20 protein-coding genes and 1 pseudogene are annotated in these 19,152 nt (G+C 70.8%); 3 read left to right on the top strand and 18 right to left on the bottom strand.

All coding sequences use genetic code 11. The features are described 5' to 3' along the window. Positions 1-33: 33 nt before the first annotated feature. The 10 genes from RT051_RS07180 to RT051_RS07135 all read right to left on the bottom strand — a co-directional run bounded on the left by RT051_RS07180 (position 34) and on the right by RT051_RS07135 (position 10,300). A complete protein-coding gene (locus RT051_RS07180) occupies positions 34-1,113 on the bottom strand; it encodes an NAD(P)/FAD-dependent oxidoreductase (protein WP_313074286.1) in 1,080 nt (359 codons plus the stop codon). 64 nt (positions 1,114-1,177) lie between these two features. Further along, complete coding sequence (gene fdxA / locus RT051_RS07175; RefSeq protein ID WP_209421353.1) at positions 1,178-1,504, bottom strand: ferredoxin FdxA; 327 nt, start codon at positions 1,502-1,504, stop codon at positions 1,178-1,180. Positions 1,505-1,637: 133 nt separating this feature from the next. Further along, entirely contained in the window at positions 1,638-2,954 is a 1,317-nt protein-coding gene (locus RT051_RS07170) for a GTP-binding protein (RefSeq protein ID WP_313074343.1), read from the bottom strand. A gap of 200 nt (positions 2,955-3,154) precedes the next feature. Beyond that, positions 3,155-4,090 carry a sulfate adenylyltransferase subunit CysD gene (cysD, locus tag RT051_RS07165; RefSeq protein WP_313074280.1) on the bottom strand — a complete coding sequence of 312 codons (936 nt, stop codon included), beginning with the start codon at positions 4,088-4,090 and terminating at the stop codon, positions 3,155-3,157. Between the two features lie 56 nt (positions 4,091-4,146). Next, positions 4,147-4,794, bottom strand: coding sequence for a phosphoadenosine phosphosulfate reductase family protein (locus tag RT051_RS07160; RefSeq protein WP_313074277.1), 648 nt, complete (start codon positions 4,792-4,794; stop codon positions 4,147-4,149). After that, on the bottom strand, positions 4,791-5,186 hold the full coding sequence (locus RT051_RS07155) for a DUF934 domain-containing protein (RefSeq protein ID WP_313074275.1): 396 nt from the start codon (positions 5,184-5,186) through the stop codon (positions 4,791-4,793). Before RT051_RS07155 ends, RT051_RS07160 begins: the two co-directional genes overlap by 4 nt. 181 nt (positions 5,187-5,367) lie before the next feature. Then, entirely contained in the window at positions 5,368-7,158 is a 1,791-nt protein-coding gene (locus RT051_RS07150) for a nitrite/sulfite reductase (protein ID WP_313074272.1), read from the bottom strand. A 173-nt stretch (positions 7,159-7,331) separates the two neighbouring features. Next, positions 7,332-9,269, bottom strand: coding sequence for an FAD-dependent oxidoreductase (locus RT051_RS07145; RefSeq protein WP_313074269.1), 1,938 nt, complete (start codon positions 9,267-9,269; stop codon positions 7,332-7,334). 15 nt (positions 9,270-9,284) lie between these two features. Further along, positions 9,285-9,950: a trimeric intracellular cation channel family protein gene (locus tag RT051_RS07140; RefSeq protein ID WP_313074266.1), complete on the bottom strand. Its 666-nt coding sequence runs from the start codon at positions 9,948-9,950 to the stop codon at positions 9,285-9,287. A gap of 77 nt (positions 9,951-10,027) precedes the next feature. Next, positions 10,028-10,300: an oxidative damage protection protein gene (locus RT051_RS07135; protein WP_313074263.1), complete on the bottom strand. Its 273-nt coding sequence runs from the start codon at positions 10,298-10,300 to the stop codon at positions 10,028-10,030. Positions 10,301-10,441: 141 nt separating this feature from the next. Between RT051_RS07135 and RT051_RS07130 the strand changes: the two genes are divergently transcribed. Further along, the gene (locus tag RT051_RS07130; protein WP_313074261.1) at positions 10,442-11,464 is read left to right on the top strand and encodes a sulfate ABC transporter substrate-binding protein; all 1,023 of its coding nucleotides are present in this window, start codon (positions 10,442-10,444) and stop codon (positions 11,462-11,464) included. Positions 11,465-11,518: 54 nt separating this feature from the next. Here RT051_RS07130 and RT051_RS07125 read toward each other — a convergent pair whose 3' ends face one another. From RT051_RS07125 to RT051_RS07110, 4 genes are read right to left on the bottom strand one after another with little or no spacing between them, the layout of a single operon-like run. Continuing rightward, positions 11,519-12,022, bottom strand: a complete 504-nt coding sequence (locus RT051_RS07125) for an NAD(P)H-dependent oxidoreductase (RefSeq protein ID WP_313074258.1) — start codon at positions 12,020-12,022, stop codon at positions 11,519-11,521. Between the two features lie 13 nt (positions 12,023-12,035). Next, positions 12,036-12,488: a CopD family protein gene (locus RT051_RS07120; protein WP_313074255.1), complete on the bottom strand. Its 453-nt coding sequence runs from the start codon at positions 12,486-12,488 to the stop codon at positions 12,036-12,038. Between the two features lie 57 nt (positions 12,489-12,545). Further along, positions 12,546-13,994 carry an L-lactate permease gene (locus tag RT051_RS07115; RefSeq protein WP_313074252.1) on the bottom strand — a complete coding sequence of 483 codons (1,449 nt, stop codon included), beginning with the start codon at positions 13,992-13,994 and terminating at the stop codon, positions 12,546-12,548. A 51-nt stretch (positions 13,995-14,045) separates the two neighbouring features. Continuing rightward, positions 14,046-14,498 (bottom strand): MarR family transcriptional regulator, encoded by a 453-nt coding sequence (locus RT051_RS07110; RefSeq protein WP_313074249.1) that lies wholly within the window; start codon positions 14,496-14,498, stop codon positions 14,046-14,048. A gap of 77 nt (positions 14,499-14,575) precedes the next feature. Here RT051_RS07110 and RT051_RS07105 point away from each other — a divergent pair, with 77 nt between their 5' ends. Further along, positions 14,576-15,520, top strand: a complete 945-nt coding sequence (locus RT051_RS07105) for a zinc-binding alcohol dehydrogenase family protein (protein ID WP_313074246.1) — start codon at positions 14,576-14,578, stop codon at positions 15,518-15,520. Positions 15,521-15,556: 36 nt separating this feature from the next. Here the strand turns inward: RT051_RS07105 and RT051_RS07100 are convergent, their stop codons facing one another. Further along, the gene (locus tag RT051_RS07100; protein WP_313074243.1) at positions 15,557-16,000 is read right to left on the bottom strand and encodes an RNA-binding S4 domain-containing protein; all 444 of its coding nucleotides are present in this window, start codon (positions 15,998-16,000) and stop codon (positions 15,557-15,559) included. Positions 16,001-16,161: 161 nt separating this feature from the next. Between RT051_RS07100 and RT051_RS07095 the strand changes: the two are divergent. Next, positions 16,162-16,673 (top strand): annotated as a pseudogene (locus RT051_RS07095) (tripartite tricarboxylate transporter substrate-binding protein); the annotation flags it as partial. A 38-nt stretch (positions 16,674-16,711) separates the two neighbouring features. Here the strand turns inward: RT051_RS07095 and hemH are convergent. The 3 genes from hemH to RT051_RS07080 all read right to left on the bottom strand — a co-directional run. Beyond that, positions 16,712-17,722: a ferrochelatase gene (gene hemH / locus RT051_RS07090; protein WP_313074240.1), complete on the bottom strand. Its 1,011-nt coding sequence runs from the start codon at positions 17,720-17,722 to the stop codon at positions 16,712-16,714. Between the two features lie 163 nt (positions 17,723-17,885). Continuing rightward, entirely contained in the window at positions 17,886-18,695 is an 810-nt protein-coding gene (locus tag RT051_RS07085) for an alpha/beta hydrolase (RefSeq protein ID WP_313074237.1), read from the bottom strand. After that, positions 18,695-19,152: PLP-dependent transferase (locus RT051_RS07080; RefSeq protein WP_313074234.1), on the bottom strand; the 458-nt coding region annotated here is incomplete at its 5' end. The genes RT051_RS07085 and RT051_RS07080, both read right to left, overlap by 1 nt.

Raw genomic sequence — 19,152 nt, 5'->3', positions numbered from 1 at the left:
GACGACGGGCCCGTGAAAATCCGCAGGAAAGGCTCACTCCCGCGCCGCTGAGCCCACACCCAGCAACCCCTGCAGCCGCTCACTGCTGGTTGTGTACTCCAGCGGCAATTTGCGCCCGGCCAGCCATTCGGCCGCACCGAAGGCCGCCAGTGTGGCCTCGTGGAAGCCACTCAGGATCAGCCTGCGCTTGCCGGGGTAGGTGATGGCGTCGCCCACGGCGTGGATGCCGGGCACGTTGGTGCAGAAGGTGGCGGTGTCCACGACGAGCTGCTTGCGCTCGAGCTGCAGGCCCCAGTCGGCCACGGGTCCCAGGCGTGGCACCAGCCCCAGGCGCACGAGCAGCAGATCCACCGGCAGGCGCAGGGAGGCGCCCTCAGGCGTGGTCAGCTCCAGGGCCGCGAGGCGGCCTTCTTCCTCCACGATGCCGCCCGGCACGCCGATGGCGACCTGGATGCGACCGGCAGCGCGCAGCGCCTGCAATGCATCGAGCAGGGCCGGCGCCGCATCGAACACATCACGCCGATGCTGCAGCGTGACGCGCGCGGGCCGCAGCGCCTCGGGCGCGGTGGCGCAGTCGATGGCCTGCTGCACCGCAGGCTCGTCGCCGCCGTGCACCACGACCTGCCGCCCGGCCAGGCTGGCCGTGCCGTCCCAGTGGTATTGCACCTGGCGGCCCTCATGCGCCGGCAGGCCGGGTAGCTTGAGCGTGCGCGGCGTGAAGGCGCCCATGCCGCTGGCGATGAAGACGGCGCGCGCCTGCAGCTGCGTGCCCGGGACCGTGCCGACCAGGAAGCCGCCCTCCGGCAGCGCCTGCAGCGTGTCCACCGGCTGGCCGAGGTGGAAGGTGGGGTCGAACGGCTCCACCTGCGCGCGCAGGCGCTGCACCAGCCCATGGCCGGTGCAGACCTGGATGCCGGGAATGTCGTAGATGGGCTTGTCGCCGTACAGCTCGGCGCACTGGCCGCCGAGGTGGGGCAGCGCATCGACGACGTGCGCCCGCAGGCCCTGCAGACCCAGCTGGAAGACCTGGAACAGGCCCACCGGGCCGGCGCCGATGACCACGGCATCGGTGCTCAGGGGGGTCGGTGGACGGGGGAGGAGGTCGGCGGGCACGCGAGAGGGGCGAGGCGAGGGTGGGATCAGGCAGGCAGGCCGGGCCGCCCGCCAGGGCGGTCGATCACCACTTTTCCAGGTACTTGAGCTTGTCTTCCTTGCCGTTCCACTCGTCGGCATCCGGCAGGGCACCCTTGCGCTTGGTGATGCTCTTGAACTTCGGGGTCAGGTCGGCGTTGATCTTGATGTAGGGCAGCTGATCGGCCGGCAGGTCTTCCTCGGCGAAGATGGCGTTGGCCGGGCACTCGGGGATGCACACGGCGCAGTCGATGCACTCGTCGGGGTCGATCACCAGGAAGTTGGGACCTTCGCGGAAGCAGTCCACCGGGCACACGTCCACGCAATCGGTGTATTTGCACTTGATGCAGTTGTCGGTGACAACGTGAGTCATTTCTCGTCTCGCAGGGTTTTGGTATTCGGGATAGCCCGCAATTTTAGGCTGCAGCCATCCCCAGGGCAGGCGCGAGGCCATGCCCCGAAGCTGGTTGTCTTGATGCGTATCAAGCAAGGGGCGGGCTGGCGCCTCAGCGCACCAGCACCGCCCCTGCCGTGCGGTGGCTGGCCGTGTCCACCAGGATCAGCGAGCCGGGCACGCGCGCGCGGGCAAAGGGCGCGGCGGGGATGGGTTCCTGCAGCTGCAGCTCGACCAGACCGATGGCGTTGGGTTCGAGTTGCTCGGCGGCCTCCTGGGCCAGCGTGTGGATGTTCAGCCGATGCGCCACGCGGCGCACGCGCGCCTTGACCCAGCGGTGGCCATGCAGCGCCCAGTACACGCGCCCAGCGGTGAGGGGCTCGTCGTCCAGCCAGGCGACGGTGGCCTGCAGCTCGCGCTGGCCCGGCCAGGGGCTGGCGGCGGCAGGGGCTGGGCTGTCCCAGTTGTCGGCAGTGGTGCCGGCCTGCTGGGGTGGCAGGGGCGCGGCGACGATCCAGTCGCCCCGCGAGACGTCCACCTCGCGGTCGAGCACGATGCCGGCGCTGGCTCCCGTGGCGGCCTGGACCCTACCTGCTGGGCGGCGCGCGTGATCCAGCACCTGGGCCACCTGCGCCTGCTGGCCGCTCGGGAAAACCTGCACCTGCGTGCCCGGCGCCACGCTGCCGGCGGCCACGCGGCCCCAGAACACGCGCCGGCCGCGCTGTGTATCGGCCGAGGCGGCGGCGGTTTTCTCCACCCACTGCACCGGCAGGGCCAGGGGCAGCTGGCTATCCGCCGGCGTGCAGGGCAGCTGTTCGAGCAGCTGCAGCAGGCTGGGGCCGTCGTGGCCGCACCAGCCGGGGTGCGGGTCGGCCACGTTCCAGCCCTTGAGGGCGGAGATCGGCAGCACGGCGGTCACGGCAATGCCGGCATCCTGGGCGAACTGCAGCAGCGCAGCGCGGATATGTTTGAAGGCCAGCGCCGGATCGGCCACGGCGTCCAGCTTGTTGACGGCAAGGACCAGCGAGGGCACGCGCAGCAGGTGGGCCAGCAGGGCGTGGCGGCGCGTCTGGGGCAGGAGCTGCAGGGCGTCGCTCTGCCAGTCGAGCTTGGTGGCGTCCACCAGCACGATGGCGCAGTCGGCCTGGGAGGCGGCGGTGACCATGTTGCGCGTGTACTGTTCATGGCCCGGCGCGTCGCCGATGATGAACTTGCGCGCCGGCGTGGCGAAGTAGCGCCAGGCCACGTCGATGGTGATGCCCTGCTCGCGCTCGGCGGCCAGGCCGTCGGTGAGCTGGGCCAGGTCGGCCTCGCCCGAGCGCGACACGCCGGCCAGCTGGTCGGACAGCACGGCGCGGCTGTCCACCAGCAGGCGGCCGATCAGCGTGCTCTTGCCGTCGTCCACGCTGCCGCAGGTGATGAAGCGCAGGGCGGGGAGGGGACCAGCGGCGCCTGGTTGTTCAGCCGTGGCGTGCTGTGCAGGCTGGCCCCCATCCCCGCCTTCCCCCAGAGGGGGAAGGAGCGAGAGCCCGCTGGCGGGCGGAAGTTGGGCATCCAATATGCCGCCTGCGCCCGCCTGTAGAGCGTGAGCAGCTACGTTTTCGATAGTGTTCACAGTTGCGGTGTTCATCAGAAATACCCATCCTTCTTGCGCTTTTCCATCGAGGCGTCGCTGGTCTGGTCGTCCATGCGCGTGGCGCCGCGCTCGCTGACCTCGGCGGACAGCGTCTCGATCACGATCTCGGCGGCGCTGGCCGCGCGGCTCTCCACCGGGCAGGTGCAGGTGATGTCGCCCAGAGTGCGAAAGCGCACGGCGCGCGTCTCGACCAGCTCGCCCTCGCGCGCCAGGGTGAGCGGCGTGACGGGCACCAGCAGGCCCCGGCGCTCGACGACCTGGCGCGGGTGGCTGTAGTACAGGCTCGGCAGGGCCAGGGCCTCGCGCTCGATGTATTGCCACACGTCCAGCTCCGTCCAGTTGCTGATGGGGAAGACGCGAAAGTGCTCGCCCGGCGCCAGGCGCGTGTTGAACAGCTGCCACAACTCGGGCCGCTGTGCCTTCGGAGCCCACTGGCCGAAGCTGTCGCGGTGCGAAAAGATGCGCTCCTTGGCGCGCGCCTTTTCCTCGTCGCGGCGCGCGCCGCCGATCAGCGCGTCGAAGCGGTGCTCCTCGATGGCTTCAAGCAGCGTCACCGACTGGTGCGCGTTGCGCGGCTCGTCCGGCCGGGCCAGGCGCACGGTGCCGCGCGCCATCGAGTCCTCGACGCTGCGCACGATCAGCTCGGCGCCCAGCTCGGCCGCGCGCTGATCGCGAAACTGCGTGACCTCGGGGAAGTTGTGCCCGGTGTCGATCATCAGCAGCGGAAACGGCAGCTGCCCGCGGCCAAAGGCCTTCTCGGCGCAATGCAGCATGACCAGCGAATCCTTGCCGCCGGAAAACAGGAGCGCCGGGCGCTCGAAGGCGGCGGCGACTTCGCGCAGCAGGAAGATGGTTTCCTCCTCCAGCGCATCGAGGTGGTGGTTGCCGGGCTGGCGCTGCAGCAGCGGGAGGTCGACACGGGCGTTCATGGGCTCTCTCTCAGATCGACAAGGGGACACGTGGACGGGGGCGGGAATGAAAAGATTCAATGCACCAGGTGCAGGCCGCACTCGCGCTGTGCTTCGCCCTTGGTCGGGTCCACGTAGTCGAAGTTGTTGGGCAGGCCGTGCGCCATGCAATACGCGTGCAGGTCGCGGGCTGTCCAGTGCAGCAGCGGCGCGACCTTGAGCAGGCCGTCGGGGTTGCGGCTCACGGGCTCCATCTGTGCGCGCACGGCGCTGTCGCTGGCGCGCAGTGCGGTGAACCAGACTCGGGGCGCGGTCTCGCGCAGGGCGCGGGCAAAGGGTTCGAGCTTGACCTCTTCGGTGAAGGCGGCGTGGCGCGGGTCGTCCAGCGCCGGCGCCGGGCCGTCCAGCGCCTCGCGGTGCGCGCGTGAGCGCAGCGGCAGGTAGGTGCGCAGATTCAGCCCCAGCAGGCGCGTCACCTCGTCGGCGTAGCGGTAGGTGGCCGCGGTGTTGTAGCCGTTGTCCATCCAGATGACGGGCACGTCGGGCTCCACCTGGGTGAGCAGGTGCAGGATTACGGCTTCAAAAGGCCGGAAGTTGGTGGTGACGATGGCCGGCTGGCCCAAGGCCAGCGCCCAGCGCACCAGCGCTGGCGCGTCGCGGCCCAGCTCGGCGTTGATGCGGGGCAGCTCCAGCGCGGCGTTCAGGTCGAGGTCGGGCGCGTTCATGCAGCCTCCCGGGCAAACAGCGGGCGCGGCTCCAGCACGTCGCCCTGGTAGAAGGCGGCGTAGCGCTCGAACTGGCGCTGCGCGGCGCCGGCGTCCACCCCGGGGGCCAGCACGGCGCTGGTGAAGCCGCTCCTGTGCATGTGCACGAGCTGGTCGATCAGCACATCGCCCGTGGCGCGGATGTCGCCCGCGAACTGGTAGCGCCGGCGCAGCAGCAGCGCCTGGGTGTAGGCGCGGCCATCGGTGAACTTCGGGAATTGCAGCTCGATGCGCTCGACGCCGGCGAGGGCGCCGTCGGCGGCCAGGGCGGCCAGGTCGGCGTCGTTGGCGATTTGCAGGGTGTTTTCGGCGCTTTCCGTTGCTGGGTCAGCGGCGTTAGCTATTATTTTCATAGTTACAGGCAAGTCTGGAAGGTTTTCATTCCCTCCCCCTTTTGGGGAGGGCAGGGTGGGGGCCGGCTGGCGATGGCCGCGGCGGCTGGATGACGGGCCGTCGCTGGCCCCCACCCCAACCCTCCCCCAACGGGGGAGGGAGCAAGGTCCCAACCCTCCCCAGAGGGGAGGGACAGGGCGCTCAATCCACCAGCCCCTCCTCCTCCACCTTCGGGTGCCGCGCGCCGTTGGCGGCGGCCTTGAAGGGCTCGTGGCCGATGCGGCGCAGGGCGTCGATGAAGGTCTCGCCCGGCTTGCGCAGCTCGCGAAAGACGTCGAGCACGGCCTCGATCAAGTCCGGCAGTTCGGCGGCGTTGAAGGCCGGGCCGACCACCTTGCCGCCAATCGCCGGGCCCGACAGCTGCGAGCCGTCCGAGCCGCCCAGCGTGACCTGGTACCACTCGCGGCCGTCCTTGTCGACGCCCAGGATGCCGATGTGCCCGCTGTGGTGGTGGCCGCAGCTGTTGATGCAGCCGCTCATGTGCAGGTCGATGGGGCCGAGGTCGAACAGCTCGTCCAAATCCTGATAACGCTCGGTGATGGCGTGGGCGATGTGCAGCGAGCGTGCATTGGCCAGCGAGCAGAAATCCCCGCCCGGGCAGGCAATCATGTCGGTCAGCAATCCGATGTTGGGCTGCGCCAGACCCAGACGGCGTGCCGCCTCGTACAGGGCGGGCAGGTCGCTCTGGTGTACCCAAGGCAGCAGCAGGTTCTGCTCGTGCGTCAGGCGCGCCTCGGCGGCGGAGAAGGTTTCCGCCAGCTGCGCCAGCGCATCCAGCGTGTCGGCATCCGCGTCGCCAGGCGCAAAGCCGGGGCGCTTGAAGGACAGGGTCACGGCCGCCAGGCCGGGCAGGCGGTGGCCGCGCACGTTGTTTGCGAGCCAGCGCTGGTAGAGCTGCCCGTTCGGATCGACGCGCGAAGGCAGGTTGGCCGGGCGCAACTCGGGCGTGACGAAGTGGCTGGACACACGGTCGAACTCGGCCTGGGTGATGGTGTGCGGCGCGCCGTCGCGCTCCACGATGGCGGCAAACTCCTGCTCTACCGCATCGATGAAGGCCTGCCCCTCGGCCTTGACCAGGATCTTGATGCGCGCCTTCCACTTGTTGTCGCGCCGGCCATAGCTGTTGTAGGTGCGCACGATGGCTTCGATGTAGTTGAGCAGCTGCGCCCAGGGCAGGAACTCGCGCACCACGGTGCCGATGATGGGCGTGCGCCCCATGCCGCCGCCCACGTGCACGGCAAAGCCCACGGCGCCGTCCGCAGCGCGCACGGCCTGCAGGCCGATGTCGTACCAGCCGATCGCCGCGCGGTCTTCCAGCGCGCCGTTGAAGGCAATCTTGAACTTGCGCGGCAGGTAGGTGAACTCGGGGTGCAGCGAACTCCACTGGCGCGTGATCTCGGCAAACGGGCGCGTGTCCACGATGCCGTCCTCGGCGATACCCTCGTAGGCATCGCAGGTGATGTTGCGGATGTCGTTGCCGCTGGTCTGGATGCCGTGCATGTGCACGCTGGCCAGCAGGTCCATCACGTCGGCCGCCTTGGAGAGCGGAATCCAGTTGAACTGGCAGTTGGTGCGCGTGGTGAAGTGGCCGTAGCCGTACTGGAGCGGCGCGGCCCGCAGGGTCTGGCCGGGCTGCGCGGCCTCGAGCGCGTCCTGCGTGGCCTGGGCGCGGGCCAGCAGTTCGGGGTCGGGCCGGTCGTACTCGCGGGCGATGTGCGCCAGCATGCGCAGCTGCGTGCTGCTGATCTCGCCATAGGGCACGGCGATGCGCGCCATGGGGGCGTAGCGCTGGATGTACCAGCCGTTTTGCAGGCGCAGCGGCAACAGCTGCTCGTCGGTCAGCTCGCCGCGCTCCCAGCGCTCGAGCTGGTCGCGAAATTGCTGGGCGCGCAGCTGGACGAACTGGCGGTCGAAGGCGGTGTATTGGTACATGGGCGCTGGTTCTCGGTACGGGAGCCGCGCCGCGCCTGGTCATGTCTGCCCGGCAGCGACGCGCAACGGGCGCACTGTAGGCAAGGGTGGCTTAAAACCAAACGAATATTTAATGCTTCACATATGCCAGCCCTGGCATATATGGATGTGGCCTTGAGGCCGAGGCCAGGCTCTCAGGGCCGGGCCAGGCGTTCGCTGGACAGGGCTCGCGCCAGGCGCGCCTCCAGCGGCAGGGGCTCGCCGTGCAGGCGTGCGGCCAGCAGTTCGCCGCACAGCAGCGACAGGGTCAGGCCGCGCGCGCCCATGGCGGTGCAGGTCCACAGGCCGGGCAGGGCAGCGGCATCAACCGGGCCGACGATGGGCAGGCGGTCCGGTGCGGCGCAGCGCACGGCGGCCCAGGTGTGGGTGGGAGGGCCTTCTGCGGTTTTGATAGCTGAAAGTCCTTGTACCGCCTGGGATGGAGGCTGTTTTTCCTTCACTTTTTCGTGGGGGAAAGGACGGGGGTGAGGGGGCGGATGCAAGGCCCCAGCCAGTCTTTGTCCCAGCGCCGGCAGCAGCTGCGCGAGCCTTGCCGCATTGTCCGCACGGCCGGCGGCAATGTCGGCGGCGCTGGGCGGCAGCTCGCTCTGGTCGCGCTCGAAAGTCGAGCCCAGCACCCAGCCGGGCGCATCGCCGGCGTGCGCCAGCGGAACGCAGGGCACCAGGTTGCCGTGGCCGTTGACCGGGCGCTCGGGCCAGGGCGGTGGGGGCGGCGCGTCGGCATGCAGGCCCCAGGCGATCTGACCGCGCAGGAGTTGCAGGGGCAGGGCCGTGCCTGCCACGCTGCCACTGGCCGGGCCGGCGCAAACGACGGCCAGCTCGGCCTCTGCCAGCACATCGCCCCGGGCATCGAGCGCGCGCCACAGGGGGCCAGCGCGCTCCAGCCGGGCCACTGCAGCGCCGCCCTGCCAGGCGATGCCCGGCTGCGCCAGCAGGCGCTGCACCAGGCGCGGCGGGCGCACCCAGCCGCCGCGCGCATGCCAGCAGGCGCTGGCGCCCGCGGGCAGGTGGTTGTCGCGCAGCTCGGCCGCGCTGGCCGGGCGGCTCCAGTCCAGGCCGGGGCCGCTGGCCCAGGCCAGGCGGATGGGGGCGTCCACGCCGTGCTCGATCACCCCGCCATCGTCCCAGTCGCTGCCGCGCGTGTCCGCCAGCAGGGTGGCCAGGGCCTGCAGCGTCAGGCGCACGCCGGCACGCGACAGGCGCGACAGCAGGCTGTCGTCGGGCGAGACGTGCGAGGCGAACAGCCCCGCCGGCAGGCCCGACGCGCCCGCCGCCGGGGTGCTGGCGGCGTCGAGCACCATGACCCGCCAGCCGCGCCGCGCCAGGCTGGCTGCGACGGCTGCACCGGCCAGGCCCGCGCCGATGACCAGGCAGCGCGCGGGCGCCATGCCTTCGGGCAGGGCGGCGTCGGGCAGGGACGGCTGGCCGGCGCGCGGCTGCCAGGGCGGATCAAAGGTCGCGTGCAAGATCGTGTGGGGGGCCGGCCCCTGCCCGGGCGTTTCGCCAGGCGGGTGCAGCGCGAAACCGCAGGCCGCCAGCGCGTCCGGCGCGGCAGGGGGCAGGCCCGCGCCCGCCAGGCGCGCCCCGCGGCGGCAACAGCGCGCCACGGCCTTCAGCATGGCAGGGTGGTTCATGGCGGCGCCGCCCTGCAGCAGGACGCTGTCGGCGACCGGCTGCTGCTGGCGCAGCAGCGCCTGCGCATCGCCCAGGCAGAGCGTGAGCAGCACGCGCCCGTCCTCGAACGACAGGCGGTGCACGCCTGGCAGCAGCCCCCACAGCCGATCGGCCAGTTGCCGCGCAAGCGGCTGCAGGACAGGCTGGTGCGCCGCCGTGTCCAGCAGCCCATGCGCGCTCGCCGGCTGCGCCGCGCAGGCAATGAAATGCAGAAGGCGGGGCCGTGCGGCATCCGCGCGCCAGGCGGCCCAGATGGCAAGAAAGTCCAGCCCCGGGGCGACATCTGCCAGGCCGAGGATGCGCCACTGCGCCTGGCCCGCCCACGCCGCCGGCAAGCCGCAGGCGGCAGGCAGGTCGGGCGGCGCTGGGGCGCCAGCCGGCTGTGCGGGTTCACCCATGGCGGGGGGTGGGCCTCATTCCCAGCGCTGCTGGTAGGAAAACACCGGCAGCCGCCACTCAAAGCGTATAGCCAGCAGTCGCAGCGTCAGCCCCAGGGCGAAGCACACCACGGTGCTGAGGTCCGTGTGGACCTCGAGCGCGCGCAGGCCTAGGAACAGCAGGCACACGGCCAGCGAGACGCTGGCGTACAGCTCGCGGCGAAAGACCACCGGCACCTGGTTGCACAGCACGTCGCGCAGGATGCCGCCGCTGATGCCGGTGAGCATGCCCGAGAGGACCACCACGAAGGTGGGGTAACCCAGCTCCAGCGCCACGCTGCAGCCGATCAGCGAGAACGCGATCAGGCCCATGGCGTCGAGCAGCAGGAACACGCGCTTGAGCCGGTGCATGTGGCGCGCCACCAGGGTTGTGAGCAGCCCGGCGGTGATGACGAGATAGACGTATTCGGGGTGCTGCGTCCAGCCGATGGGGTAGTGGCCCAGCACCATGTCGCGCAAGGTGCCGCCGCCCAGGGCCGTGACGAAGGCGATCACCGCGACGCCGAAGACGTCCATGTTGCGCCGGCCCGCGGCCAGTGCCCCGGACATGGCCTCGGCCGTGATGGCGACGAGGTAGATCACCAGCATGGTGCTCCATTGCGAGGCCTGGAACGACTGCAGCAGTGAGACCGATGGAAGCATGGCGCGGGATTCTCCTGGGCGGTGGCCGGCCGGCGCAGGGCTGCCGCCCGGCCACGCACAGGGCCTGGCTGGTCGCGTTACGCCGTGGGCGGCACGTAGCCGGCGGCGGCGTCGGCACCGCCGCCGAAGAAGTGCGCCTCCATCTGCCGGGCCAGGTATTGGCGCGCGCGCGCGTCGGCCAGGTTCAGGCGGTTTTCGTTGACCAGCATGGTCTGGTGCTTGAGCCAGTCGCCCCAGGCCTGCTTGCTGACGTTGTCGAAAATGCGCTTGCCCAGGTCGCCGGGGTAGGGCGGGAAGGCCAGGCCCTCGGCTTCCTTGCCGAGCTTGATGCATTGAACGGTGCGGGTCATGTCGATATGTCCTTGGAAGGGATTTCAGCGGTCTTGCGAATAAGCAGCTGAAATCTTGTTGGTTGGGAGTTTGCAGGGCGGCTTTCAGAATGCCGGGCAATCCTTGTTTGCCCTCTTTTCCTGCCGAGAAAGCCACCACGAATGACGAATCGCCGCAACTTTATCAAGCTTGGCCTTGCAGCCAGTGCCGGTGGGGGCTTGGGCGCACTGTCCCTGGCCGCCCGTGCCCAGGTGCCGGAGCTGCTCAACGTCTCCTACGACCCGACGCGCGAGTTCTATGCCCAGTACAACCCGCTGTTCGCCCGCCACTGGAAAGCCCGCGGCGGTCAGGACGTGCAAGTGCGCCAGTCGCACGGCGGCTCGGGCAAGCAGGCGCGCTCCATCATCGACGGCCTGGCCGCCGACGTGGCCACGCTGGCCCTGGCGGGCGACGTGGATGCCCTGGCGCGCCACGGCCTGGTGGCGGCGAACTGGCAGCAACGCCTGCCGCACAACGCCGCGCCCTGCACCTCGACCATCGTCCTGCTGGTACGCCAGGGCAACCCGAAGCAGGTACGCGACTGGGGCGACCTGGTGCGCCCGGGCGTGCAGGTCATCACCCCCAACCCCAAGACCAGCGGCGGCGCGCGCTGGAACTACCTGGCCGCGTGGGAATACGCGCGCCGCGCCCTGGGCGGCGAGGCCCGGGCCCAGGATTTCGTTGCCCGGCTGCTGCGCAACGTGCCGGTGCTCGATACCGGCGCGCGCGGCGCGACCATGACCTTCACCCAGCGCGGCCTGGGCGACGTGCTGCTGGCCTGGGAGAACGAGGCGCACCTGGCGCTGCGCGAGTTCGGGGCGAACCGTTTCGAGATCGTCACCCCGTCGATCTCGATCCTGGCCGAGCCCAGCGTGGCCGTGGTGGACAAGGTGGTGGACCGAAAAGGCACGCGCGCCGTGGCCGAGGAGTACCTGCGCCACCTGTACTCGGCTGAGGCGCAGGAGCTGGCCGCGCGCCACTTCTACCGCCCGCGCGATGCGGCGGTGCAGGCGCGCTACCGGACGCAGTTCGCGCCGCTCACCCTGGCCAGCGTGGACGAGGCCTTCGGCGGCTGGGCGCAGGCCCACCAGGACCACTTCGCCGACGGTGCGAGCTTCGACCGCATCTACAGCCAGAAAAAATGATAAAAACGGCTGCAGCCCTTGCTGGAAAAGGGTATGCAGCTATCAAAAGCAGAGTCAATAAATGCCCAGCGCCAGCCCCGTGGCCAGCGCCTCGCCGAGTGCCCGGCACTGCGCCAGGTCAGCGGCGGCGAGGGTCTTGGGCGCCTGGATGGTTTCGGGGGTCTGCGCGTGCGTGCACACGATCAGCGGCTCGGCCACGCTTTTCAGGCGCCAGCCGGTGGCGATGCGCGCCACCTGCCGCGCCGTGCCCGCGCCGTCGCTGCCGGCGCAGACCAGGCTGGCGTAGGGCCGGCCCTCGATGCGCCCGAGAGCCGGGTAGTAGCAGCGGTCGAAGAAATCCTTGAGCTGCCCGCTCATGGCGGCCAGGTTCTCGGGCGTGCAAAACAGGTAGCCGTCGGCGGCCAGCACGTCCTGCGGCCCGGTCTCGCTGGCGTGCAGCAGGCGCGTGGCGCAGCCGCTCTCGCTGGCGGCCCCCGCCCGGGCCGCCTCGGCCATCTGGCGCGTGCCGCCGGTCTGGCTGTGCCAGACGATCAGGAGCGTCCTGCGCTGCTCTGCCATGCCGCGCGCCCCATCACCACAGCAGCACGACCACGACGATGGCCGTGCCCAGCAGCAAGTTGACGCCCACCACCGAGCGGATGCGCGCCAGCACCGCCCCGCCCGCCGCCCAGTCGCCAGACGCCACGGCCGCGTCCAGGCGCGCCATCAGCGACAGGAAGAGATAGGCGTAGAGAGCCATCATCAGCAGGCCCGTGCCGGACATGAACATCCAGTCCCAAGGCATGGCAAAGCCCCCGCCCATGCTGACCATGCCGATCATCGCCAGGCCTGTGGTCAGCACCACCACCACCGCCGCGCCCACGGCGCCCAGGAAGCGCTGCAGCACGCCGTGCATCAGCGGCACCCGCTGCGCCGCGGGCAGCTGCTGTGCGGCCGGCCGCAGAAAGAAGTGCGCGAACGCCATGCCGCCCACCCAGACGATGATGGACAGGACGTGCAGCAGTTTCAGGGCGTTGTAGAGCATGGACGAAGCGGATGATCAGACAGATGGGCGCGCATTGTGCCCACGCCGCCAGAACCCTCAGGGCCGGTGCGCGTACAGCGCCAGCGCGGCCACGCCGGCCAGCGCCACCAGCACCGCGTTGGCGCAGGCCAGCACGAAGCCGAAGCGCACCAGCGCGCCTTCCTCCTCGCGCGAGCCGCGGGCCAGGCCCAGGGCCACCATGGCGATGGGGATGGAGCCCATCGCCGCATGCCCGGCGGCGCTGTTCTGCAGCGCGGCCAGGAGCGGCCGCAGGCCCTCGGGCAGCAGCGCGATGGCTGGCATGAAGAGGGCGTTGCCCCCCAGCGTCGAGCCCGTCAGGTAGCCCGACAGCGCGCCCAGCAGAGCGACCACCGGCGCGACGGCGGCCGGGTGCAGGGTGGACAGGGTCTGCGTCAGCGCCCCGAAAAACCCGCCCTTGACCAGGATCTGCGAGAGCGCGAGAAACCCGGCGATGGTGAGCAGCGGCCGCGCGGCCCGCGCCCGCAGGGCCCGGCCCAGCGGCGCCTGGTCCGCCGCACGGCCCAGCCGCCCCCGGTGGTGCCACCCGACCCAGGCGAGGGCGGCCGCCAGGGCAATGCCGGGCGAGGTCAGCGGCTGCCACACCACCGCCTGCCCGGTGATGCGCCACAGCTCATCCGCCTGCGTGGCCAGCACCAGGCCCTTGAGCAGCAACACGCAGCCGATCAGCGCGAGGTAGGGCCAGGCCGCACGCGGCCAGGTGGCGCCCGGCGGCCGCTTGCGCCAGGACGGGATGAGCACCGCCAGCGCCACGGCCAGTCCGGCGCCCACGCCCGCCATCTCCGGCCCCGTGGTGCGGCTAAAACACCACAGCACGGCAAGAAACAGGGCGCTGTGCCCCGCCAGCGCAAGCCAGGCGCGCGCTCCGCGCGATCCCGTCCACCACAGGGAGAGGGCGGCGATGGCGACGAACACCGCGGCACTGGTCAGCACCGTGTCGGCCGCTAGCCGCTCGGGCGCCAGGCCCGCCAGGGGCGCGCCCACCACGGTCGCCAGGCCCAGCGTCCCCCAGGGCATGATGGCCATGCCCAGGATCGCCAGCCGCAGCGCCACCGGCCGCGCGAACAGCGCCAGCAAGAGCGGCACGGTGGCCACCATGGACACGCCAAAGCCGGTGAGCGACTCCAGCAGCGGCCCCAGGCCCAGCACCACCAGCAGCACCTGGCTGGCGCGCGGCAGCGCCAGCGATTGCACCGACTGGCTGAGCTGCTGGTTGATGCCCAGCCGCTCGATCACGATGACGAAGGCCAGGCCCGGCACGATGATGCTGGCGGTGATGGCAAACAGCACGGCCGTGTCGAGCGCCGCGGCAGTCAGGGCCGCCCCCTGCATCGGCTGCGCCGCACCCGCCGCCCACAGTCCAAGCGCCAGCGTGCAGCCCGCCAGCGCCGCCTGCAGGGGCGGGCGGCGCAGCACCATCAGCGCCAGCAGGACGAGCAGCAGGGGCGACAGGTGCAGCAGCATCATGAAGAAAAGAGGGGTTCTGGACGGTGGGGCGAGGACGCCCGTGGGGGCGCATCAAGTGCCGTGGCGGCGGTGCATGCGCTTGAGCAGGTCCTGCAGCACACGCTGGTCCGATGCGCCGAGCTGCCCGGTCAGGGGCGCCAGCGCTTGCTGCGTCTGCGCGTGCAGGCGCTCGACCAGCGCTGCGCCTTCCTCTGTGAGCGAGACGTCTGTCGCCCGGCCGTCCTGCGCGTTCGGCGCACGCGCGACCAGGCCGCGCTTTTCCGCACGCGCCACCAGGCCCGACAGGGTCTGCTTCTCCAGCCCCAGGTGCTCGGCCAGCTCCGTCATGCGCGGGCGGCGGTCGCGCAGGATGCCCAGCGTGCGAATCAGCGTGAGCGACAGCTCGTTCTCGGCGCCAATTTTGTTGAGCACCGCCATGGTGGCAAAGGCGACCGGCACCAGGGCATCGACCAGGCATTCGTGCGGCGTGTCGGGCGGCGGTGCAGCCATTCGTTTCTGGTTCATTGTGGAACGCATCTTGACATAGTTCGCATTACGCATCAAAAATGCATCGTATTACGAACTTTATCCAGGAGCCATCCATGAAAGCTGCCGTCATCACCGCCTTCGACCAGGCGCCGCGCCATGGCGATTTCGACGAGCCCGTGCCATCCGGGCCCGACGGGATGCTGGTCGACGTGCTCGCCGCGGGCCTGCACCCCCTGGCTCGCGGCCGGGCGTCGGCCGCGCACTACGCCAGCGGCGCAGGGCTGCCGCAGATCGCGGGGGTGGACGGCGTCGGACGCGGCGCCGATGGCCGGCTGCGCTACTTTGCGCAAGGCCCGGGCCAGCCCGGCACGATGGCGCAGAGGACCGTGATCGCGCCCGGCCACAGCATCGAGCTGCCGCCTGGCAGCGACCCGGTCGCCGTGGCCGGGGCGATGAACCCTGCCATGGCGTCGTGGCTGGCGCTGCGCTGCCGCGTGCCGTTCCGGCGCGGGCAGAAGGTGCTCATCCTGGGCGCCACGGGCAGCTCCGGCCGCATGGCCGTGCAGATCGCACGCCACCTGGGCGCATCGCAGGTCATCGCGGCAGGGCGCAACGCGCGCCAGCTCGCCCAGCTGCCCGCGCTGGGCGCGTCGGAGACCGTGGCGCTGGGCGACGCAGCCCGTCTGGGCGAGCTGGCGCGCAGGGTGGATGTCGTGCTCGACTTCGTCTGGGGCGCGCCCGCCATGGCGGCGCTGCAAACACTGGTGGAGCGGCGCGCAGACCGCAGCCAGCTGCTGACCTGGGTACACATCGGCTCGGTGGCGGGCGAATCGGCCGCGCTGGCCGGCGCGCTGCTGCGCTCGGCGAACCTGCGCCTGGTCGGCAGCGGGCTGGGCTCGGTGCCGCAGCAGGAAATCCTCATGGAGCTGCCAGCGCTGGTGCGCGAGATCGTCCGCGGCAGCTTTCGCATCGACGTGCGGGCCGTGCCGCTGCGCGATGTGGAGCAGGTGTGGAACGTAGCCCCGCATGCCGGCGAGCGCATCGTCCTCGTGCCATGAAGCACGTCACGGCCGCTGTTTCCACGGACCCGGCCGTCAGGAGCCCGCGCCCTCGTCGTCCAGCGATGCACTCCACCGGTCCCCCCAGCCGCCGCGCAGCTGGTCCATGCTGCGCCGGTCCCGTTTCGTGGGCCGGCCATCCCGCAAGCCATCCGCCGGCTCCGGCGCCAGCCGGCGTGCCTGCGCCGCCTGCTCGCGCGCTGCGATGCTCCCGGGTGTTTCCTCATACAGCTGCTGCGCCACTGGCGCCGGCCCGCGCATATTGCTCAAGCCCCGCACCACCACCGTGCGTGCCATCGGGCCCTGGCGCAGCGCCACGGTATCGCCCGGGCGCAGCTCGCGCGCGGCCTTGGCCAGCTGGCCGTTCACGGTGACGCGGCCGCGGCCGATTTCATCGACGGCCAGGCCGCGCGTCTTGTAGAAGCGCGCGCACCACAGCCATTTGTCCAGACGCATCGATTCGAGGGGGGTGGCAGTCATCGCGGCAATTCTTGCACGCTGACCGCGCCGTGCGCGCGCCTGCGATCGGTGATAACCCGGGGCCTGCCAGGGGCGGCGCAGCGGCCGGGCGCAGGCCTGACCAAACGCTGTTGCTGCCCACCGCATCCCCATCCCTATTGCCAAGAACAGGAGACACGATCATGCGCCGCGACACCTTCCTCAAGTCCCTCGCTGCCCTGGCCTCGTCCGTCACCTACGAGAACAAGGGTGGCGCGGGCGGCGCCATTGGTCTTGCGCAGTTCGTCAACGGCAGCAAGAGCGACCCGAACGCGCTCATGGTCATGGGCGCGGTGATGCTCGGCGGCATCATCACCGCCAAGCCGCCCGTGGGGCTGGACCGCGTCACGCCGATCGCGCGGCTGACCAGTGAATACAACGTCTTCGTGCTGCCGGCCAACTCGCCCTTCAAGGGCATGGCCGACGTCATCGCGCAGCTGAAAAAAGATCCCGGCAGCGTGAAGTGGGGCGGCTCGCGCGGCTCCACCGAGCACATCGCCGCCGCGATGATCGCCCGCGAGGTGGGCATCGATCCGTCCAGGATCAACTACGTGGCCTTGCGTGGGGGCCGGAGGCGACCGCCGCCATCCTGGGCGGCAACGTGACCGTCGGCGGCAGCGGCTACAGCGAGTTCGCCGCCTTCGTCGACGCCGGGTTCGCCAGCCTGCGCGCGACCATGGGGCGCTGAGGGTGTCAGCCCACCGGCCAGCCCGCCAGCTGCTGCTGCGCGATGCGCGACAACGCGTCGATCCAGGCCGCATCGTCGTTCAGGCAGGGGATGTAGCGAAACTCCTGCCCGCCTGCCTGCAAAAAGGCTTCGCGGGCTTCCTGGTTGATCTCTTCCAGCGTCTCCAGGCAGTCGCCGGTGAAGCCGGGGCACATGACATCCACCCGGCCCACGCCGGCCTGCGCCAGCTCCACCAGGGTGGGTTCGGTGTAGGGCTCCAGCCAGCGCGCGCGGCCGAAGCGCGACTGGAAGGTGACCAGGTACTGCTGCTGCGCCAGCCCCAGGGCTTCGGCCAGCAGCCGCGCCGTGGTGCGGCACTGGTCCGCATAGGGGTCGCCCAGGCGCACGTTGCGCTCTGGGATGCCGTGAAAGCTCATGACCAGCCGCTCGGCCGGCCCCCCCTGCTGCAGCCAGTGCCCGCGCACGCTGGCGGCCAGCGCGGCGATGTAGTCCGGATGGGCGTGGTACTCATTGGCGAAACGCAGCTCCGGGTAGCGGCGCGCGCGGCGCACCCAGGCGGCCACATCGTCGAACAGGCTGGCGGTGGTGGTGCTCGAATACTGCGGATACAGCGGCAGCACCAGCACGCGCTCGACGCCCGCGTCTTGCAGGGCCCGCAGCTGCGCGGCAATCGCTGGCTGGCCGTAGCGCATGGCGTGCAGCACGCGCACCTGCATGCCGGCCTGGCCCAGCGCCTCGCGCAGCAGGACGGCCTGGCGTTGCGTCCATACGGCCAGGGGCGAGCCCTCGGGCGTCCAGATGGACGCGTACTTGGCGGCCGAGCGCCTGGGACGGGTGCGCAGGATGATGCCGTGCAGGATGGGCAGCCACAGCAGGCGCGGGATCTCGACCACGCGCGGGTCGCCCAGGAATTGGGCCAGGTAGCGGCGCAGCGCCGGCGCGGTGGGCGCGTCGGGCGTGCCCAGGTTGCACAGCAGGATGGCGGTGGTGGGTGGCTGGGGAGGGGTGTGGGGCATAGGGCGCGATTGTGGCTTCCAACTCCCTCCCCCGTTGGGGGAGGGCCGGGGTGGGGGCCAGCGCGGCCGGCGGACCATCCCAGGTGTCCAGCGCCAGCCGGCCCCCATCCCAGCCTTCCCCCAGAGGGGGAAGGGGTGGCAGCCGCTGCCGCGCCTTGGCAGGTTACTGGCGCAGAAAATCCCGGATCGCCAGCAGCGTCTCGTGCGGGGTCTCGGTCATCTGGTTGTGGCCCACGGGCAGGTGTGCCACCTGCACCTGCCTGCCGGCGGCACGCGCGCCGTCGATCAGCCCCTTGGCGGCGCGCGGCGGCGTCATCTGGTCGCCCGTGCCCAGCACGAACAGCACCGGGCACTGGATGCGCGCAATGGCTTGCTCGCCACCGGCGTAGCTGTCGCAGGCGACGAAGCCGCGGTGAAAGACGTTGGCCTCGCGGTTGCCCTGCAGCACCCGCCGGCCCAGCGCCATACCCGCGCCATAGACCCAGAAGCCCGCGCCCGTGGGCGGTGCCAGCGTGCTGCGCGAGAACACGTTGATCATCTTGAGCGCCGCCTCGGGCGTGTTCTGTGCCGACTCGATCAAGGCCGGCGAAACCTTCATCGGATAGGCCGTGCCCACCAGCACCAGGTGGCTGATACGCTCACCCAGGCGCGCCGCCGCTTCCAGCGCAATCAGCGAACCCCAGCTGTGGCCGATCAGCGCCGCGCGCTGCACGCCGGCCGCATCCAGCAGCGCGGCGATGAAGTCGGCCGCCTGCTCGACGCTTTGCGGCGCCTCGCCGCCGCTCCTGCCGTGGCCGGGCAGATCGACGGCCAGCACGTTCCAGCCGTGGTGTGCCAGGTAGCGGCTCTGCCAGGCCCAGACGCTGTGGTCGCCCAGCACGCCGTGGATCAGCACGGCGGTGGGCTGCGCGGCATCGAAGGGCTTGCGGCCGGTGTAGCAGTAGGCGCGGGCGCCGTTGACTTCGTAGTTCATTACGCACCCGCCTTTCCAGCGTGCTTTTCCGCTGCTTTCAGGGCGCGCTTGAGGTCGTCGATCAGATCGTCGGCCTCCTCCAGTCCGATGGACAGGCGGATCGTCCCCTGGCTGATGCCGCCGGCGGCCAGCGCCTCGTCGCTCATGCGAAAGTGCGTGGTGCTGGCCGGGTGGATGACCAGGCTCTTGGCGTCACCCACGTTGGCCAGGTGGCTGAACAGCTGCAGGCTTTCGATGAACTTCTTGCCCTGCTCTCGGTTGCCCTTGATATCGAAGCTGAAGACCGAGCCGGCGCCGCGCGGCAGGAGCTTTTGCGCCAGCTGGTGGCTGGGATGCGACTCCAGCATCGGGTGGCCCACGCGCGAGACAAAGGGGTGGCTGGCCAGGAACTGCACCACCTTTTCGGTGTTGCGCACGTGCCGCTCCATGCGCAGCGGCAGCGTCTCGATGCCCTGCA

Source organism: Melaminivora sp., from assembly GCF_032059615.1.
Taxonomy (GTDB): domain Bacteria; phylum Pseudomonadota; class Gammaproteobacteria; order Burkholderiales; family Burkholderiaceae_C; genus Melaminivora.
The sequence above is the reverse complement of the archived record's forward strand: the minus strand, read 5'-3'. Positions and strand labels throughout refer to the sequence as shown.

Excerpts from the sequence above, each read along its gene's own strand:
- fdxA (WP_209421353.1), bottom strand. The coding sequence starts at position 1,504 with ATGACTCACGTTGTCACCGACAACTGCATCAAGTGCAAATACACCGAT.
- cysD (WP_313074280.1), bottom strand. The coding sequence starts at position 4,090 with ATGAACGCCCGTGTCGACCTCCCGCTGCTGCAGCGCCAGCCCGGCAAC.
- RT051_RS07160 (WP_313074277.1), bottom strand. The coding sequence starts at position 4,794 with ATGAACGCGCCCGACCTCGACCTGAACGCCGCGCTGGAGCTGCCCCGC.
- RT051_RS07155 (WP_313074275.1), bottom strand. The coding sequence starts at position 5,186 with ATGAAAATAATAGCTAACGCCGCTGACCCAGCAACGGAAAGCGCCGAA.
- RT051_RS07150 (WP_313074272.1), bottom strand. The coding sequence starts at position 7,158 with ATGTACCAATACACCGCCTTCGACCGCCAGTTCGTCCAGCTGCGCGCC.
- RT051_RS07145 (WP_313074269.1), bottom strand. The coding sequence starts at position 9,269 with ATGGGTGAACCCGCACAGCCGGCTGGCGCCCCAGCGCCGCCCGACCTG.
- RT051_RS07140 (WP_313074266.1), bottom strand. The coding sequence starts at position 9,950 with ATGCTTCCATCGGTCTCACTGCTGCAGTCGTTCCAGGCCTCGCAATGG.
- RT051_RS07135 (WP_313074263.1), bottom strand. The coding sequence starts at position 10,300 with ATGACCCGCACCGTTCAATGCATCAAGCTCGGCAAGGAAGCCGAGGGC.
- RT051_RS07130 (WP_313074261.1), top strand. The coding sequence starts at position 10,442 with ATGACGAATCGCCGCAACTTTATCAAGCTTGGCCTTGCAGCCAGTGCC.
- RT051_RS07125 (WP_313074258.1), bottom strand. The coding sequence starts at position 12,022 with ATGGCAGAGCAGCGCAGGACGCTCCTGATCGTCTGGCACAGCCAGACC.
- RT051_RS07120 (WP_313074255.1), bottom strand. The coding sequence starts at position 12,488 with ATGCTCTACAACGCCCTGAAACTGCTGCACGTCCTGTCCATCATCGTC.
- RT051_RS07115 (WP_313074252.1), bottom strand. The coding sequence starts at position 13,994 with ATGATGCTGCTGCACCTGTCGCCCCTGCTGCTCGTCCTGCTGGCGCTG.
- RT051_RS07110 (WP_313074249.1), bottom strand. The coding sequence starts at position 14,498 with ATGAACCAGAAACGAATGGCTGCACCGCCGCCCGACACGCCGCACGAA.
- RT051_RS07105 (WP_313074246.1), top strand. The coding sequence starts at position 14,576 with ATGAAAGCTGCCGTCATCACCGCCTTCGACCAGGCGCCGCGCCATGGC.
- RT051_RS07100 (WP_313074243.1), bottom strand. The coding sequence starts at position 16,000 with ATGACTGCCACCCCCCTCGAATCGATGCGTCTGGACAAATGGCTGTGG.
- hemH (WP_313074240.1), bottom strand. The coding sequence starts at position 17,722 with ATGCCCCACACCCCTCCCCAGCCACCCACCACCGCCATCCTGCTGTGC.
- RT051_RS07085 (WP_313074237.1), bottom strand. The coding sequence starts at position 18,695 with ATGAACTACGAAGTCAACGGCGCCCGCGCCTACTGCTACACCGGCCGC.